The organism is Saccharibacillus sacchari, from assembly GCF_037722395.1.
Classification (GTDB): domain Bacteria; phylum Bacillota; class Bacilli; order Paenibacillales; family Paenibacillaceae; genus Saccharibacillus; species Saccharibacillus sacchari_A.
The window spans coordinates 45,575-62,083 of record NZ_JBBKAR010000001.1 but is presented as its reverse complement, the minus strand read 5'-3'; the positions used below and the strand labels follow the sequence as shown (position 1 = coordinate 62,083).

The 16,509-nt window shown below is 53.5% G+C and carries 16 protein-coding genes and 1 tRNA gene; 2 read left to right on the top strand and 15 right to left on the bottom strand.

Translation table 11 applies throughout. From position 1 onward, the window contains the following. Positions 1–53: 53 nt before the first annotated feature. The 4 genes from WKI47_RS00315 to WKI47_RS00300 form a co-directional block, all read right to left on the bottom strand. Positions 54–1,064: an asparaginase gene (locus WKI47_RS00315; RefSeq protein ID WP_340225189.1), complete on the bottom strand. Its 1,011-nt coding sequence runs from the start codon at positions 1,062–1,064 to the stop codon at positions 54–56. Positions 1,065–1,102: 38 nt separating this feature from the next. Beyond that, positions 1,103–2,506 carry a dipeptidase PepV gene (pepV, locus tag WKI47_RS00310; protein ID WP_340225188.1) on the bottom strand — a complete coding sequence of 468 codons (1,404 nt, stop codon included), beginning with the start codon at positions 2,504–2,506 and terminating at the stop codon, positions 1,103–1,105. A 15-nt stretch (positions 2,507–2,521) separates the two neighbouring features. Continuing rightward, positions 2,522–5,164, bottom strand: a complete 2,643-nt coding sequence (locus WKI47_RS00305; protein WP_340225186.1) for an ATP-binding protein — start codon at positions 5,162–5,164, stop codon at positions 2,522–2,524. A gap of 161 nt (positions 5,165–5,325) precedes the next feature. Then, positions 5,326–5,409, bottom strand: a tRNA-Leu gene (locus WKI47_RS00300). Positions 5,410–5,570: 161 nt separating this feature from the next. Here WKI47_RS00300 and WKI47_RS00295 point away from each other — a divergent pair. Further along, complete coding sequence (locus tag WKI47_RS00295; RefSeq protein ID WP_340225185.1) at positions 5,571–6,083, top strand: hypothetical protein; 513 nt, start codon at positions 5,571–5,573, stop codon at positions 6,081–6,083. A gap of 560 nt (positions 6,084–6,643) precedes the next feature. Here WKI47_RS00295 and WKI47_RS00290 read toward each other — a convergent pair. From WKI47_RS00290 to WKI47_RS00250, 9 genes are all read right to left on the bottom strand, one after another. Next, complete coding sequence (locus WKI47_RS00290; RefSeq protein ID WP_340225184.1) at positions 6,644–6,859, bottom strand: hypothetical protein; 216 nt, start codon at positions 6,857–6,859, stop codon at positions 6,644–6,646. Positions 6,860–6,976: 117 nt separating this feature from the next. Further along, complete coding sequence (locus tag WKI47_RS00285) at positions 6,977–7,306, bottom strand: hypothetical protein (RefSeq protein ID WP_037282740.1); 330 nt, start codon at positions 7,304–7,306, stop codon at positions 6,977–6,979. A 92-nt stretch (positions 7,307–7,398) separates the two neighbouring features. Next, positions 7,399–7,971 (bottom strand): xanthine phosphoribosyltransferase, encoded by a 573-nt coding sequence (locus tag WKI47_RS00280; RefSeq protein ID WP_340225183.1) that lies wholly within the window; start codon positions 7,969–7,971, stop codon positions 7,399–7,401. Positions 7,972–8,081: 110 nt separating this feature from the next. Continuing rightward, positions 8,082–9,224, bottom strand: a complete 1,143-nt coding sequence (locus tag WKI47_RS00275) for a glycosyltransferase family 4 protein (RefSeq protein WP_340225182.1) — start codon at positions 9,222–9,224, stop codon at positions 8,082–8,084. A gap of 189 nt (positions 9,225–9,413) precedes the next feature. Next, positions 9,414–10,175, bottom strand: a complete 762-nt coding sequence (locus tag WKI47_RS00270) for a pseudouridine synthase (RefSeq protein WP_340225181.1) — start codon at positions 10,173–10,175, stop codon at positions 9,414–9,416. Next, positions 10,172–11,842 (bottom strand): RsmB/NOP family class I SAM-dependent RNA methyltransferase, encoded by a 1,671-nt coding sequence (locus WKI47_RS00265; RefSeq protein WP_340225180.1) that lies wholly within the window; start codon positions 11,840–11,842, stop codon positions 10,172–10,174. The genes WKI47_RS00270 and WKI47_RS00265 overlap by 4 nt, the downstream gene beginning before the upstream one ends. A 100-nt stretch (positions 11,843–11,942) precedes the next feature. Next, positions 11,943–12,419 carry a DUF309 domain-containing protein gene (locus WKI47_RS00260; protein ID WP_340225179.1) on the bottom strand — a complete coding sequence of 159 codons (477 nt, stop codon included), beginning with the start codon at positions 12,417–12,419 and terminating at the stop codon, positions 11,943–11,945. Then, positions 12,409–13,221 (bottom strand): GTP pyrophosphokinase, encoded by an 813-nt coding sequence (locus tag WKI47_RS00255; protein ID WP_037291770.1) that lies wholly within the window; start codon positions 13,219–13,221, stop codon positions 12,409–12,411. Before WKI47_RS00255 ends, WKI47_RS00260 begins: the two co-directional genes overlap by 11 nt. A gap of 37 nt (positions 13,222–13,258) precedes the next feature. After that, entirely contained in the window at positions 13,259–14,350 is a 1,092-nt protein-coding gene (locus tag WKI47_RS00250; protein WP_340225459.1) for a quinone-dependent dihydroorotate dehydrogenase, read from the bottom strand. Between the two features lie 150 nt (positions 14,351–14,500). Here WKI47_RS00250 and WKI47_RS00245 point away from each other — a divergent pair, with 150 nt between their 5' ends. Then, positions 14,501–14,638, top strand: a complete 138-nt coding sequence (locus WKI47_RS00245) for a hypothetical protein (RefSeq protein ID WP_340225178.1) — start codon at positions 14,501–14,503, stop codon at positions 14,636–14,638. Between the two features lie 91 nt (positions 14,639–14,729). Here WKI47_RS00245 and WKI47_RS00240 read toward each other — a convergent pair whose 3' ends face one another. Together WKI47_RS00240 and WKI47_RS00235 are read right to left on the bottom strand one after the other, a co-directional pair. Next, positions 14,730–16,076 carry a L,D-transpeptidase gene (locus tag WKI47_RS00240; RefSeq protein WP_340225177.1) on the bottom strand — a complete coding sequence of 449 codons (1,347 nt, stop codon included), beginning with the start codon at positions 16,074–16,076 and terminating at the stop codon, positions 14,730–14,732. 140 nt (positions 16,077–16,216) lie between these two features. Then, positions 16,217–16,459 carry a ferredoxin gene (locus WKI47_RS00235; RefSeq protein WP_172241417.1) on the bottom strand — a complete coding sequence of 81 codons (243 nt, stop codon included), beginning with the start codon at positions 16,457–16,459 and terminating at the stop codon, positions 16,217–16,219. Positions 16,460–16,509 lie beyond the last annotated feature (50 nt).

Genomic DNA, 16,509 nt, shown 5'->3' with positions numbered 1-16,509 from the left:
TATGCGAAGCCGGACTTTGATTGTGTTCAGTCATCTATTTTCTGCTCCTTTATCTATTCCATATTTCGCAGCACGAAGTTCGGCTTAATCTCGCCAATGCGTTCCTGGCGAGCATTCAGCACAGGTGCATGCACATAATCCGCAAGCTCCGCAAACTGCTGCTCGGTACCGATGCCCAGCTGCTTCAGCACCTCCATGGCCGCTACGGCAGTCGCACGCTCGCTGCCGTCTTCCGCTTTGACCACGATTCCGATTCCGCGATCGGCTACGCCGATACACTGAACGCCCTCCGCACCGACTTTGGCGACCAGATTTCCTTCGAATGCGCGCATCAGGTCGGTATCGAAGCGATTTTTGCCGGCTACCATTTCCGGTCGGCGGGTCATGCCGCGGCGAACGCGGTTCAGCGCATCTGCCCGAAGCTCCGATACGGTCCCTTCCGGCTTAGCCAACCGCGCAAAACCAAGCGCCACATGACGAAGCGGCAAACGGTGTACAGGAACGCCGCAACCGTCTACCCCGATGCCGATCTCTTCGGCAGGAAAATCGCATACGTCGGCAATCACCGATAAAATACGCTGCTGATGCGGATGCCCGATCTCGCGATACGTCTGCGTATCTTCATTCAGATGAACGGCCGTCAGCAGCATGCCCGAATGCTTACCGGAGCAGTTGCTGAATACAGGCGTCAGTTCCCGGCCCTCGCGAATCAATTCCCGATAGCTTTCGCCGTCTCGCGGGATGTGCGTCCCACACTGAAGATCGTTTTCCGACAAATGCGCACGGGACAATACATCCAGCACGGTGTGACGGTGAATCGGTTCGCCGCTATGCGATGCGCAGCTCAGCGAAATCTCGGCATCGCCGTAGCCAAAAGCATCGGCAGCTCCCGATTCGATCAGCGGCACCGTCTGAAACGGCTTCATGGACGAACGCGGAAAAGTCAGGCGATTCGGATCGCCTACCGCATATAATAAATGCCCTTCGTTGTCGACGACGGCTACGTGAATTTCATGGTTGCTTTCTACATATTGGCCTCGGGTAACTTGTACATCCTGCGACATCGGTTGATCTCTTCTTTCTATGTGTAAGTATTGGTGATTTATTTTGCGAGTTCGTAAATGGCGCGCGCGTAGATCGCGGTCGCTTTGAGCAGATCGTCGACCTCGATATATTCGTCCGCTTGGTGAGCCGTCATTTCTTTGCCCGGGAAGCAGGCTCCGAAAGCCACGCCTTTTTCCATAAAGCGGGCATACGTCGCTCCACCGGTCGACAGCAGCGTCGGCTCATCGCCCGTCAGTTCCGCATAAGCCGTTTGCAAAGACCGGATCACCGCTTCGTTTTTATTAACATGGTGGGAGCCTTTTTGCTGAACGTCGGAGATACGGAAACCGAAGGTATCCAGCGTCGCTTCCAGCTGCGTGCGAATCCGATCGTGGTCAGACTCAACCGGGCAGCGAGCCGTAAGTTGGATTTGCGTTCCTTCTTCGGTACCGAAACGGATTACACCCGGATTAACGGTCAATGGCCCTGTCATTTCGTCACGGAAAGCAATACCTAGTTTTTGCCCGTGGAAGTCCTCGTGCATGGCGTTCAACAATCCGATAAACGAGCGCGCTTCCGGCTGAAGAGCGGCTTCCTGCAAAAACAAAGCCAATATGGTCCCGGCATTCACGCCGTTTTCAGGTTCCGAACCATGCGCGGATACGCCTGTTATGGTGAACATCGCTTGTCCCGCGTTGATCTCGGCTTCGCCTTTCACACGATGTTTACGGCAGAAGTCTTCGAAAGACTCCACCAACGGACGGATATCGCCGCTCAACACCGCATGCGCACGTTCCGGCACCATATTGATTCGGACGCCCGACTCGAACGACTCCAATGTGATCAACGATTGCGAAGCTCCCGCTTCATGTTTGGGCACAAGCGTCGGGTTGAACTGTCCTTTTTCCGCATAGATCATCGGGAATTCGGCATCCGGGGCGAATCCGACGGTCGGCATTTGCTCATGCTCCACATAGTAACGCATACAGCTCATCCCGCTTTCCTCGTCGGTTCCGAAGATCAAACGCACGTTTTTACTCAAAGGCAAGCCCAGTTCCTTGACGATCTTCAGTCCGTACAGCGCTGCGATCGTAGGCCCTTTATCGTCAATCGCTCCGCGCGCGTAAAGCTTCCCGCCGCGGATCGTGGGTTCAAAAGGAGGACTTGTCCATGCGCCTGTCGCAGGCACCACGTCCACATGACCCAAAATGCCGATGGTCGTATCCGGGTCAAAACGGCCATATTGCGCATGTCCCGCATAGCCGTCTACATTTTTCACATCCAGGCCAAGCTCTTCTGTCCGTTGCAGCATATAGTCCAGCGCTTCGCCGATTGCCTGTCCCATCGGACGCTCCGTCGAAGCCGTAGCCAGGTCTTTGACACTCTCAATTCGAAGCAGACCGTCCAGATCGCGCAGCAAGTCTTCGCGCCGCGATTCTGCTTCCTTTTGCCAATCGATCATCCATCTGCCTCCTCATTATTGGTGTTCGTCTGTCGTTCGTTTCGATTCGCCTACTATCTTACCACTATTTTTACTCAAAAGCCGAATCTGCTCTTCTGCTTCCGACAACAGTTCCGCCAAACGTTTGGAATTCACGGGTTTGTTCATATATTCGTCCATTCCTGCTTCCAGGCAGCGTTCCCGATCCCCGTTCATCGCATTTGCGGTTACGGCAATAATATAAGGCGTGCCGTAACGTTCAGGGTTGATTCGAATCTGGTGCGTAGTCTCTATCCCGTCCATCCTCGGCATTCTGACATCCATCAAGATCACATCATAGGGAGAACGTTCCGCCAACTCCAGCGCCCGGACCCCATCCTCAGCCAGATCCGACCCATGGCCCATTCGACTGAGCAACCGTTCCATCACGAGCTGATTGATTTTGTTATCTTCGGCTACCAGAATCCGCAGCGGAGCGGAGACGTCGGCCGACACTTGCACAACCTCAGCCTCGGCAGTCTCTGTAGGCTTCTCGTCAAAGTCGGGAAGCTGCATATCGATCGAAAAGCGGAATACCGTGCCTTCTCCAAGCTTCGAGCGAACGCCGATTGACCCGTGCATAAGTTCGATCAGCTTTTTGGTAATCGCCAGACCGAGCCCTGTTCCTTCGGACTTGCGCGTCATAAAGTTATCCAACTGGTAAAAAGGATCGAACAAATGCTCCGTCTGCGCCTCCGGAATGCCCAGGCCCGTATCCCGAATACGAAAATGCAGACGAACCCAACCTTCCGGCGCTCCCTTTTCCAAGTCTACCGAAACGAATACGCCGCCTTCTTCGGTATACTTAATGGCGTTGCCGACCAAATTAACGAGAATCTGTCGCAACTTATTCGGATCGCCCACGACAATATCCGGTACGCGCGGAGCAACAGACAGGCCCAGCTCCAGCTTTTTCGCTCTGGAATCGGCCAACAGGATATCGAACGAACGGGCCACGTCTTCACGCAGATTCATCGGCTCTAATTGGAGTTCTGTCTTGCCTGCTTCGATTTTGGAAAAGTCGAGAATATTGTTGATGATGCCCAGCAGCGAATCGCCACTCCGGCGAATCACTTCCACATACTCGCGCTGCTCGGCAGTGAGTCCTTCTGTCTCCAGCAGGAGCTGCGTCAGCGTAATGACTCCATTCATGGGCGTACGAATCTCATGGCTCATGACAGCGAGGAAATCGCTTTTGGCTCGATTCATCTCTTCTGCCGCTTGCTTTTCGATCAGCAGACGCTTATGTTCCGTAATATCTTTCGCCAAAACATAATAGCCCACGTTGCGCCCGCCGACGATAATCGGAGCCGTTGAAGTCAACACTTCGAACTCATTTCCCTCAACGCTACGGATACGCACAGTCGGGCGCAAAGACTCGTCACCCGCCACGCTGTTGCGCAAAATATCGTCCATCGCCCCCTCCGCCAACCACTCGGAAAACAATCGACCGATCATTTCTTCCGTAGTCAGTCCAATCAACTTTTGCGCCGCGGGATTGGTTTTGACCACCCGTCCTTCGCCATCGATCGAAAAGACCGCATCGTGGTTATTCCGTTTAAGGGATGTATAACGTTCCACGGATTCTTGCAGTCTACGCTCGGAATCGCGGAAGTAAGTAATGTCGCGATAGATTACCGCGTAGCCGGCTGGACGCTCTTCATCCCCCAACGCGAATTCAGTCACCAACACGTTTAGAACCTCGCCTTTTTTTGAACGGGCCGTTGCTTCTGCACGCACGGCGTCCTCGGCCAGAATAGCCGGATCGGGCAGCAAATTTGCTTTCGACAAAGGGGCCAGATCGCCTTCGGCTACATTTTGCAATCCGATTTTCGCCCGAACTCCCGTCTCGCTCATCCCGTAAAAATCATGAGCGGCCCACCCGAATACTCGTTCAAAGGCCTTATTCAGATTGACCAGCGTTCCGTTTTCGTCAAATAAAGCCACCGGGTCCAGATTATTTGCGGTGATCTTCTCCAATTGTCGCCTGGCCGATTCCAGGCTCAGCCGTTCCGCGTCATCCTGCCGGTCTTTCTCGCGCTGTTCGGACAACGAAGGAAAAAAAGCTCCGCCGCTTCGGCCTGTAAGATCGGTGCTGCTCAGTTCTTCGTCAGTCATCACGTAATCGTGCGTTCTCAGCATTTTCACCTGTAGGGAAGCCGTGATCGAACCTCCCTGATAAGCACATACCGACACCATTTTCAGCCCGCGTACGGTTCGGTCCGCGAAAGCCTCGAATACATTCAACTCGCGCTCGACGCAAGACTCGTTTTTCCAGACCACATGCGCCCAGGTGCGAATCCGCAACTTTTGATCCAGATAGGGCTTCAGCAATTCGCCGAAGTGCTCTACCACCTTTTGATAATGAAAGCTTTTCGATGTATCGTAAAATAGATCCGCATCCACATAAACAATGCGCTCATGTTCTTCTGTACTCAAGGCTGACCTTACAAGGCTCCGAATTCGATCGATCCGTTCTGCGGTATCAATCAGAATCGCCAAATCACCGCCCTGAACGCCCGAAACCAAATAAGCAGACGCATTGTCCGCATAAACGTCGACATCGTCATAGAGGTATAGGATATGGCCGCCGGCCGACACGCTGACCAGCCGATTCAATTCCATTATGCGCTCGCTCATTATGCACCCCGTGACTTTGCTTGAATTTTAACTTTCTACTTAATTATACGACAAATGAACAGAGGGAAGATGACGAAAATTGACTATAATCGACTTGACCATACAAAAAAGGTTCCTATTCTGCTCGAAAGCAAAACAGGAACCTTCTTTTTTGTGCTTGATGCGGTCGAGAGGACTCGAACCTCCACGGGGGTAAGCCCACACGGACCTGAACCGTGCGCGTCTGCCAATTCCGCCACGACCGCTTATCACTGATCACTAGTCATTATAGCGACAAGATAGATCATAGCACGAAGCCAAAACCTCAGTCAACAATTTTCAAAAAAAGTGATTATACGCTTGCATGCGAACAAACATTCGGTTATACTAATAACAGAACACAAGTTCCTACAAGGTGGTGAAGAGCATGACCGCTGTACAGACGACCCGAGATGAACGGTCTTTTATCAAAAGTTACCTGTTGTTGACGCATATTTTGAAATCATTCGAGAATGATGCCAAGAAGCTGGAGTCCGATGCACCGATGCAGACCTCTACTTTATATACAGAAATGATTCGCAACGCTTCCCGGTGCGCGGCTGTGCTGCTATCAGGCATTCGCCGCGAGTTCAAAAAACGGAATATCCGCATGTGTGAAGTGAAACATTCAGAGAACGGTGTAGATGCGGATTATCTCTGCCGCGGTCTTCACGGCACGATGCATATCGACCATGCTCCTTTTCACAATGAAGTTGATTTGCGTATGCGCGCTTATCTGGGAATTTCGGCTACCGAGAATCGCGCGGCAGAGCCGATCGTAACGGATTCCGGTCGTCAAAATGCAATGCCTGTCCGCAGCTATGGCCATCGTGCTTCCAACCCGGCAGCATCCGCTAAAAAGAAAACTTCGCGTCCTTATTCAGCGGGAGCTTACGCCTAAACATCGCCCCCCTCTCCCTTATGTCGATCCGATCGCCATCCCCCGACGATCGGCCGATATGGGGGGATATTCATATAGATAAATTTACTCCCCCGCTACAAATAAAGCCCGGAAATACTGAGTTTTCAGTATTTCCGGGCTTTATTGCGTATACACCGTCAAAACACCCGCTTGTCAAACCGAATACGTTCATCTTTTACCGCCTTTTCGCCCGCTACCGGAACCTTACCTAAAGCGCGTACGGTTCCGGCGACGCCGCGTCACGGTTTCTTGACGTGCCCCGGCACGACTGCGAAACCCTTCCTTGTTGCAAACGAAAATTCGGCAAAATCTGCTTCTTTCGGAGTTTTCAAACACGCCCTAGAAGCCGTAGCTATGTTTTGTTTTAAAGCCGATGTAATTGTTGACGTTTTGCACATATTCGGAAAAGGTTATCAACACTAAACGTCCATCTAAAATCTTAGATTGGATGCAGTCAAAGTACTCGTAGCTTTTCTTGGATTAATGAATGGTTTAGCCTGTCTGAAACGTAAACCTACTATTTGACCTGGTACAGAGTACTAGCCCAACGGATCGATTCGCTCTTCCTTGGATGGTTGGATGATATAATTCCGGTCCAGCTTGACTACGTTGCGATTAGGCCGGCGAATCAGAACGTGCGTATCGTCCCAAGCTACCACGATGCCTCTAATATCATTTTCTTTTAACCCATCGCGTACGACTCGGACCTTTTCACCGGATACCCGGTAAGCATTGAGCTGCTCGTCATCGATCATTATAAACGCCCTCCATTCTTTTTATCGTTTACTTCTTAACGAAAAAAGCCCGCACGCGCGTCGCGCGAGCGGACCGGTCTAAAAGCGATACTGGAACCTTGATTGCGAAAGAAAAGCTTATTGTTGCGCCGTTTCTTTGGAATCCGCATTTTCGAACCAGAAGTCGAGAACTTTCGCCGACATCACACGCTGCTCAACGTATTCAATCTGCTGAGGCGTGAACTCTTCTCTCCACGGGAAAGACAATTCTTCGCACAGATCGGCAAGTGTCAGAAGTTCGGACCAGGCGACATAGCGCTTGTACCAGAAGAATTGAGGATGTTCGATCATATAGGGATAAAGGTCATCAAACTCCGTGTGCTTGCAGTCGAGGGCACGTTCGAAATGCACCTTGGCGTCATTGACTTTTTTAATGAAAAATTCAGCGTTTACTGTTGGATCACTCATGTTAGTCTTCCTCCTCTCCCTACTTAAAAGGTATTATACGTAACATTATCGGAGGGGTAAAGTGAGAAATGAAGCTTTTGGCTCAAATTCTCTCAGTCCGCAAAAACGACCCCTTCTTCGCCCAGCGACTGGATGCGAACCAGTGATTCCAGACGGATTCCCTGATCCCGTAGACTCTGCGCGCCGGATTGGAAACATTTTTCCACTACGATCCCCACGCCTACAAGCGTAGCTTCGGCAGAATGGATAATTTTAACAAGTCCCCGCGCAGCGTCTCCGTTGGCGATAATATCGTCGATCAGCAAAACCCTGTCTTCTTTTTTAATAAACCGTTTGGGAAGCATTAAATCGGTTACGATTCCTTTTGTAAAAGAAGGGACACGTTCCACATAAGAATCGGGATCGGCCAGCAACGTTTTTTTGCGACGGGCAAAGATCATCGGAACGCCCAGTTCAAGCGCAACGGCAAAGGCTACCGGGATACCCGAAGACTCGACGGTCACAACTTTGGTTACGCCTTCCGCAGCGAAACGGGAAGCGAACGCGCGCCCCATTTCCATGGTCAGCGCCGGGTCAACCTGATGATTCAGAATCGCGTCGAGCTTCAATACCTGCTGCGACGCGATGACCCCTTCGAGCTTGATCCGTTGTTTTAACTCTTCCATAGGCTCTCCTCCAGATACCCTTTTGGCTTATGGCCCAGGTACGTTTTCGTAAAAAATAGCATTTTGTTTGATTTTTTTCAAGATGACACGACATGTGCGGAATTTCGGGCTCAAACCGTTTGCCGACCGCGTCCTTCGTAACTGAGGTATAACCGCTTCAGTTCGATTGCGACTCGGTTAAGCGAGTAATTAGATTTGGCTTTCTCGCACGCTGTACGGGCCAATTCATAACGGTACGACGGATCGACGATAACCTGCTCCAAGGCGTTCGCGAGCGCTTCGGCGTCGTCAGGCGGGACAAGCAATCCGTTCACGCCGTGCTCGATCTGTTCCGGCACGCCTCCTACGCTCGTTCCGACCAGCGCCAGACAGCATAAGGCCGCTTCGGCAAATACCGATCCGAACGCCTCCGCGCGCGAAGGCAAGACGAAGATATCGAAGAATGGCATGAATTCCTCAGGATGCAGGGTGTAGCCATAAAAGATCGTATCGTCGTATACCCCGAGATCCTGCGCCATCTGTTCCAGCTCTTCACGTGAAGGACCGTCGCCGATCAGATGCAGCACATACGGAATATTCCGCTCTTTCAGACGCGCGCAGGCTTGCAGCAGGATATCCAGACCTTTTGCAGGCACGAGGCGGCAGACGGCCATCAGCTGCGGTACCTCGTTCTCGTGCGGCACGGGCTTGAAACGACGCTCGTCATACCCGTTTGGCATGATTTTGATCTTTTCCGGGTGCCGGATATACGGAGCCATATAACGCCGGAACGCTTCGGATACCGTGATTAGCTGATCTGTCTTCGCTTCCAGCTCTCCATAGATCGCTAACAGAAAACGGTGTTCAATCCCGCCTTCTTCGATCTTCCCGTTCAGCACCAACTCGCGTTCATAACTGGAGTGCGTCGTTTGCAGCAAAGGCGTTTCCGGAAAAACCGTCTTCATCGCCAGCGCTGCAATAGGATGATGGGCATGGATCAGATCATACGGCTTTTGCAAACGCAGGCGCGTCCACCATAAATAGTCGCGATAGGTCTGCATATATTTTTGCACGATCGGACTGTCGCCATACTCGGTCCAATCAAAGGTCTCGAACACGACTTCTTCGCGTCCCTTGCCCCGAATCCGCTTGGGCAGCGAAAAAATCTCCATCTCCCAGCGGGCTGAAGAAAACTTCTCTTGCAGATGCGGGATCATGGATGATACGCCCCCCGGCTGTTCGGGCGGAAAAAATAAAGCTTGTAGCAATCTCACAGCCAGTCTCCCCTTCCGCTTCACACGCTCTTTATTTATGATGATAGCCCACAAAGCCGCTTAAGGTAAAGGGCAAGCGGGCTGTTTTTCAGAGACGTCGCGGTATGCAAGGCGGACTTTGCCGCCAAGCCTTTGTCCGATTGTGCGCCGATCCGGTAAAGCGTTGCAAGCCGTTCATCCAAAAAACATTCAGCGGTTGCGCAAAGCGTCCAATTCTTTCGGGCTAAGCTCCCGATATTCGCCAAGCGACAGTTCCGGATCAAGCTGCAAAGGTCCCATAGAGATTCGTTTGAGGAACACAACCTTTTTGCCTACGGCTTCGAACATACGCTTTACCTGGTGGAACTTGCCTTCCATGATCGTCAACCGAATATCGGTATGGGCTTCGCCTTCTTCTTCAAAATGCCGCACGATTTCAAGTTCCGCCGGCATCGTCCGGTATCCGTCATCCAGCGTGACGCCCGCTTTGAACGCTTCTCCGTCTGTTTCGTTCACGGCGCCGAGCACTTTGGCTTCGTAGGTCTTCGGAACATGCTTGCGCGGCGACAGCAGCTCGTGCGTTAATTGCCCGTCATTGGTCAGCAGCAGCAAGCCTTCGGTGTCTTTGTCCAGACGTCCGACCGGGAACGGCTCGAACGCCAAATATTCGGCATCCAGCAGATCGATCACGGTGCGATCCCATTTGTCTTCCGTGGCGGAGACGACGCCCTGCGGCTTATTGAGCAGCAGATAGACAAACTCCCGGTAATGCACGGATTGCCCGTCCACCTCAATAGTGGAAGCTTCGGGATCGACCTGAAGGCCGCTGTCCTTGATCGGCTGCCCGTCCACGATCACGCGCCCTTGCTTGACCAGCTTCTTGCTTTCGCTGCGCGTAGCGATGCCGAGATGGGACAAAATTTTATCCACTCGCAGTTTTTTAGCGCTTTTATTGCCTGATTGATTGCTCATCCGTTCCATCTCCATCCTGCCGGGTATTCGTTTTTGAGTACGCCTGCGGCCCATTTGCCCCAGCCTGCCGAGTATCCGTCAATGGATACCAACACATAGCCTTTGGCGTCAGCGCCTTCAATGCGCTCGATGCGTTCCTCACCGAATGTCAATGTCTCGCCTTTGAGGTAAGACACGGCTTCCGGCAGCGAAGAGCTTAGGTTAAGCAACCGCGCCGATTCGCGCGGCGATAAAGCTGCCGCCAGTGCGTTCGACGGCACGAAGCGGCCTCCGGCTTTGACCATGCCGAGCTGGAAGCCCGAGCGGCGGACTTTGAGCCCGCGCAGCCGCTCGGGTTCGACCGGGCAGGCGTACGCATAGTCGCCGGAGATCAGCAGCGTGCCGAAGACCGGCGCCGTGACCTGCTCGGACAGGAACTGAAGACACGCGCGGCGCACGTCGTCTTCGGACGCCTCCTCGCGGATGTAGGCGTCTTTTTGCCGTCCGCGAGCTTGGCGCGCGGACTTGTCTTCGCGGCGCGGCATCGCGGCAGAGCGGCTTTCCTGGCGGCCCTTGGCTTTGGGGCCGCCGCCTTTGCGCCCGCCCTCGGAGGCGGCGGGCAGCACTTCCCCGGCCCCGATTACCGGGCCGGGGGCAGTTCCGGCGGCGCTTTCCGTCCGCGCCGCCTTCTCCCCCGTGTGCTCCAGCACGCACACGAAATGCCCCTCGCCTTCGGCGAGATGCGGCCAAATGCGCGCCGCTCGCGCCGTCTGCGCGAGCGCTTCCGGCCGCGTAAAGCCCGGCTCATGCTTTTGAGCCTCTTGCTCAAGCAGCGGCGACAGCCAGCCGCCGCTTTCCGCCAGGCCGGCCACCCATTCCGGCCGCCCCGGAGCAAACAGCGGCGAATGCTTCGATTCGCCCACGACGAAGTCCGGATGGCGCGCGAGAAACAGCGCGATCATGGCTTCGTTCTCTTCCGGCGAGAACGTGCAGGTCGAATATACGATCCGTCCGCCCGATGCCAGCATCGAAGCGACCGTATCGAGAATATCGCGTTGCATGACGGTGCAGACGTCCACCGAATGCTTTTCCCACTGCCGGACCGCGTCGGGGTCTTTGCGGAACATCCCTTCGCCCGAGCAGGGAGCGTCGATCAGAATCTTGTCGAAGTACGCCGGAAACTTCTCGGCGATCCGATCCGGTGTCTCGTTGAGCACGACGGCGTTGCGAACGCCGCTCATCTCGATATTTTTGGCCAATGCTTTCGTACGCTCGGCGCTGATATCGTTCGTGACGAGCACGCCCTGCCCGCGCAGCTTCGCCGCGATCTGCGTCGATTTGCCTCCGGGCGCCGCGCACAGATCCAGAACCCGGTCGCCGGGTTCCGGATTCAGCGCTTCGGCAGGCTCCATCGCGCTCGGTTCCTGAATATAATAAAGGCCGGTATGGTAAAACGGATGCTTGCCCGGCCGTTCGTTCTCGTCTACGTAAAACCCGGTCTCGCACCACGGAATCGGCTTTAACGCAAACGGACTGACGGCTTTGAATTCCTCAAGTCCTATTTTGAGCGTGTTTACGCGTATTCCCGCATGGCGAGGTCGTTCGTAACTGGCAATAAAATCTTCATATTCGTCTCCGAGCCAACGCTGCATGCGCGACTCGAATAACGTTGGAAGTTGGATGCTCACGAAGCATTCCTCCTGTTTCTAGGCTCATTAGGCACAAAACAGCCCGCCCCGCCTCGCGGCTGCTTGCCGCGGCCCGGCGGAGCGGGCCTGACTTGTATGTTTAAGCATTCGGTTTGGCCTTCGGCCCACGCGCGTAGCCCGTACGCTGCGGGATATTCGGCTGAATCTTTTTCGCCGCGAGATTCACCTGGGCGATAAGCTCCGGGTCAAACATCTCGATTTCCAACGGATAGAAATCAAACGGTTCCTGATCGTAACGCTCCAATCGGTCCAAATACTGCTGTGCCTGTAACACAAGCCGATCCAATCGAATACCGAGCGCGTCTGCCGGATAATCCGATAACTTGCTTACGGCACTACGCATCATCTTCCTGGCGCCTTCGATCTTGTTGTACACGGGCGTGATTCCGCCGTTGCGAAAATGATATAGCGCTACGGCGATCTGAAGCAGCCCGGAATATAGCGGATCGCGGCCGCGTTCCAGCCATAATTCTTCGAGCACTTCATGGCATTCAAAGTAGTCGCGATCCCGATTGAAGTACACCAGAAACGCGGCAAACTTGCGTTCAACCTTCATCTTCCGGGTCTTCCTCATGCTTCGAGGCCATGATCGCTTTGATTTCGGTCAACATTTCTTTCATGCCTTCGAAGTCACGCACCAGGAATAACTCGCTGAATTTCTGCTGATAGGCGATCGCTTCGGCGACCAGATGATACGCGTATAATCGATGGATCGTTTTGAGCGAGGTCGATACGATGTTCGCGTCATCTTCGAAAAGCTTCTGCGCGTCCAGGATTTCTTCGCGGATACTGGACATTTCGCTATCGAGTACCGATGCGGCTTGCGCCGACTTTTGCAAACGAAGGCGCATATCGCCCGGCAATCCGCCGCGATATTTATAGTTCAACGAGTGTTCGATCGTTGCCCAGAAGTTCATGGCAAGCGTACGAATCTGGATTTCGGCCAGTACGATCTTCTGCTCCAACGCAGTCTGCACCGGATAACGGATAATCATATGGAAACTGCGGTAGCCGCTCTCTTTGTAATTCGTGATGTAATCCTTCTCGTACAGGACCGTCAAGTCTTTCCGAGCCCGGATGTATTCGGCCACGCGGCGGATATCTTCGACGAACTGGCACATGATGCGAATCCCGGCGATGTCTTCTATTCCTTCTTCGAGATTATCCAACGGAACGTCCAATCGTTCAGCTTTTTCCAAAATGCTGGTAATCCGTTTGACTCGCCCGGTGACAAACTCGATCGGCGCGTATTCTTCACGCTTTTTCAATTCGGAGCGCATCGTTTTGAACTTGACTTTCAATTCTTCGACTGTCTGTTCATAGGGAAGCAAAAAGGTTTCCCAGTTTCTACCGTCCATACCCATGCTATGTGCCTCCTCGTCTTCCTTCACCCTTTTAGCGGTGGTCAGCACCGACCGCTTGGGAAATATGGGTGAACCCATCTGTTTGCAACAGCCTTTTGAGTCCGGTATGCAGTTGGCGGTTAATTTCCGGCCCCTTATAGATCATAGCCGTATAAATCTCGATCAAGCTTGCGCCGGCACGGATTTTGGCATAGGCATCTTCCGGTGTAAAGATTCCACCGCTCCCTATGATCGGCAGTTTTCCTTGTGTCTGGGCGTAAGCCCGTCGCACGATCTCGGTTGAACGGCCTGTCAACGGCCGTCCGCTGAGTCCGCCCGCTTCGGTTCGATTGACATGCGTCAAACCTTCGCGCGACAAGGTCGTGTTGGTCGCAATAAGACCGGATACGCCGCTTGAAGCAATAGCGTCCACCGTCTCTTCCAACTCATCATCGCCCAAATCCGGTGCGATCTTAACAAACACGGGCTTGGGTGAAGCGTCGCCTGCCTGGCTTGCCAGTTCACTCGTCACCGCGGTCAATAACTTGCGCAATTCGTCGCCATGCTGCAAACGGCGCAAATCCGGCGTATTCGGCGAGCTGATATTGACGATAAAGAAATCCGCGTACGGGTACAGTATCCGGATGCAGCGTTCGTAGTCGAGATAGGCTTCCTCGTTCGGGGTGACTTTATTTTTGCCGATATTGACGCCGACCGGAACGGGACGTTCCTTCAATGCAGCCAAAGAAGCCGCCATCGCTTCCGCGCCTTCGTTATTGAAGCCCATCCGATTGATCAAAGCTTCGTCCGACGGAAGACGGAACAGTCTCGGCTGTTCATTCCCCGGTTGACTTACGGGAGTCACGGTACCCACTTCCATAAAGCCAAAGCCGACCGACGAAAAGCCCGGAACCGCCTCGGCGTTTTTATCCAGTCCCGCAGCCAGGCCGATAGGAGACGGAAACGACAGTCCCGCTACTTCGGAAGCCAGCGCTTCATCACGCTCCGTACCATACATCTTGCGCAGCAAAGTCAGCCCTCCGGGCGTATTCGAAGCCCCACGCATGCCGTCAATCACAAGGTGGTGGGCTTTTTCGGGGTCCATCCGGAAAAACAACGGTTTGGCTAGGCGTTCATACAGCAAGCGGTTCACTCCCATTCTTCTCTTCTGACTCTTTAATTTTACTCGGAACCACGTTAAAAGGAAAGCATTCCCGTCGCTTCTTTCCCTCTTACAATCTATCGAAAAGAGACTTACAATAAAGATATCCGATACCCAAAGGAGACGATGACCATGGCCGTCAAACGCAAACCGCCCGCCCTCCAGCAAAAAAAGGAAGAAATCAATCGCAAAGCCGCCCTCTGGATCGGCGCCAGTCTTGCTTTGTTCGTTTTGGTTGTAAGCGCATTAATTGTCTGGGCGCAACTCTAAACCTGTTCCGATCAGGTTACATTCCCAGAAATCAGCCCGGTCTCCGGTTTTTCTGCCGTAGCCGGGCTTTTTTGTCTGTTTGGAATCCTGTCTAATTCAGCCAGCGATAAATCTTCCGATCGTTTGTCTGGTCCTGACGGTCCCCGGTCTGGAAACGTTGCTGCGGAATCACCGTTTCCTCGGGCAGCACATCGTCTGTCATCGTAACCTTGGTTCCGGCGGGGATCATGTCAAACAACTCTTCGACATCGTCCTTGTTCATCCGCACGCAACCGTGCGACTCGTCGCCGCCGATGCTGCTGGGTACATTCGTGCCGTGGATCGCATAGTCGGTATCCGACAATTGCATCCCCCGGCTGCCAAACTCCCCATTGGATTTCCCGTTGGGATTGACCACTTTGTCGCTGATCGCGAATGTTCCGGTCGGTGTCTTGCTGCCGCCAAGCCCTACCTCATAGTTCCGAAGCAGCACATTCCCGCTCACCACCGCAAGGCGATGCCGGCTTCGGTCCACGATAATCTCAAGCGGCTGGTCCAGATACGGAGTGCCGCCAAGCGTCTCGGCCGATACGGGACGCGCAGCTTCTTCGGACAAAGGCGGCATCTCCTGACCATAAGCCTGCCTTTTCAACATCGTGGCAAAGCTATCGAAGGACCGACTCATAATCGGCGTCGAACCTGACATCACATTATCGGGAAACGGCTGGTTCAGCTCTTTCAAGTCCTCCGGTATGCCGCCGCCACCTTCGCGGTAACTGGCTACTGCCGATGCAAGCGTGGCTAAACTTTCTTGTTCGCTTACCCAGGCTTGAGCCGCGCGGCGTTCTCCCCTTGAGACGTCCGCTTCACAATCGCAGGTGGTCGGATCATAGCTTCGAATCAGACTTTCTGCCGATCCTTCACCCGGTTCCAGTTCCGCGATCACCGGCATGTTCTTTTTCCAGAGCAACCACTTCCCGCTTCGCTCCATGCCGAGCACAGACGCCGGAACCGATCGTCCATCTTCCATATAAGCCGCAGCCGCTGCGCCGATCGCTCGCGGCACACCGATTTCGGCTGCCGTGAAGACCGTTGACGGCGGGTCCGGATTTTCATCGACTCCCGCCAGAAAGTTCGGCGCGCTAATTCCGGGCGCCTCCGCATAGCGGAAGCCAGCAAGCAATAGCAGCACAGCCGCAAGCAGCCAAGCTCGACGCTTCGCGATCGCTTTTTTCCGCTTCCGGGCCGCTTCGTGCAATTTCTCTTCATATTCCGCTAAAATATCTTCCGGCACATGCACATGTTCATAAGCCTCGTAGACTTCCTGCGCCTGATTGAAACAGTAATTGGCCTTGCCCTCTTGACCGTCGGCTTCGTATTCCTTACCTAATAAGTACCAGGCCATTTTGTTATCGGGATGTTCGCGCACATACTGCTTCAAATCGCGAAAACGGGTCATGGCCTTTCGCTCCTTTGCCGGAAAATAGGCTCCAATGGCTTGTCTTGCTTATTCCCGTAAAAAAAGCGCCTCCCGCCTGTGGTTCAGGAAAGAGACGCTTTATCTCGGATCTGCCCTGTATTCGGCGCTTTCGAGTCGAATCAGCCTTCTTTGTTAAACGGTTCGTCCGCAATGATAATCGAATCGGTCGGGCAACCGTCGCATGCGTCGAGCATATCTTCGTGCATGTCTTCCGGAATTGCCTTGATGCCGTGGTTACCGTCGCCGTCGAAAATAACTTCTGCCAATCCTTCATCGTCGTAATCGTAAATATCCGGAGCTGTCGCGCCGCAAGCCCCACATGCAATGCAAGTGTCCTTGTCGACCCACGTAAATTTAGCCATATGTGTTCCCTCCTGTATACTCTCTGTCGGCAATACTGATTCTCTTGTCA

Coding starts and splice junctions, on each gene's coding strand:
- WKI47_RS00315 (WP_340225189.1), bottom strand. CDS start 1,064: ATGTCGCAGGATGTACAAGTTACCCGAGGCCAATATGTAGAAAGCAAC.
- pepV (WP_340225188.1), bottom strand. CDS start 2,506: ATGATCGATTGGCAAAAGGAAGCAGAATCGCGGCGCGAAGACTTGCTG.
- WKI47_RS00305 (WP_340225186.1), bottom strand. CDS start 5,164: ATGAGCGAGCGCATAATGGAATTGAATCGGCTGGTCAGCGTGTCGGCC.
- WKI47_RS00295 (WP_340225185.1), top strand. CDS start 5,571: ATGACCGCTGTACAGACGACCCGAGATGAACGGTCTTTTATCAAAAGT.
- WKI47_RS00290 (WP_340225184.1), bottom strand. CDS start 6,859: ATGATCGATGACGAGCAGCTCAATGCTTACCGGGTATCCGGTGAAAAG.
- WKI47_RS00285 (WP_037282740.1), bottom strand. CDS start 7,306: ATGAGTGATCCAACAGTAAACGCTGAATTTTTCATTAAAAAAGTCAAT.
- WKI47_RS00280 (WP_340225183.1), bottom strand. CDS start 7,971: ATGGAAGAGTTAAAACAACGGATCAAGCTCGAAGGGGTCATCGCGTCG.
- WKI47_RS00270 (WP_340225181.1), bottom strand. CDS start 10,175: ATGAGCAATCAATCAGGCAATAAAAGCGCTAAAAAACTGCGAGTGGAT.
- WKI47_RS00260 (WP_340225179.1), bottom strand. CDS start 12,419: ATGAAGGTTGAACGCAAGTTTGCCGCGTTTCTGGTGTACTTCAATCGG.
- WKI47_RS00255 (WP_037291770.1), bottom strand. CDS start 13,221: ATGGACGGTAGAAACTGGGAAACCTTTTTGCTTCCCTATGAACAGACA.
- WKI47_RS00245 (WP_340225178.1), top strand. CDS start 14,501: ATGGCCGTCAAACGCAAACCGCCCGCCCTCCAGCAAAAAAAGGAAGAA.
- WKI47_RS00240 (WP_340225177.1), bottom strand. CDS start 16,076: ATGACCCGTTTTCGCGATTTGAAGCAGTATGTGCGCGAACATCCCGAT.
- WKI47_RS00235 (WP_172241417.1), bottom strand. CDS start 16,459: ATGGCTAAATTTACGTGGGTCGACAAGGACACTTGCATTGCATGTGGG.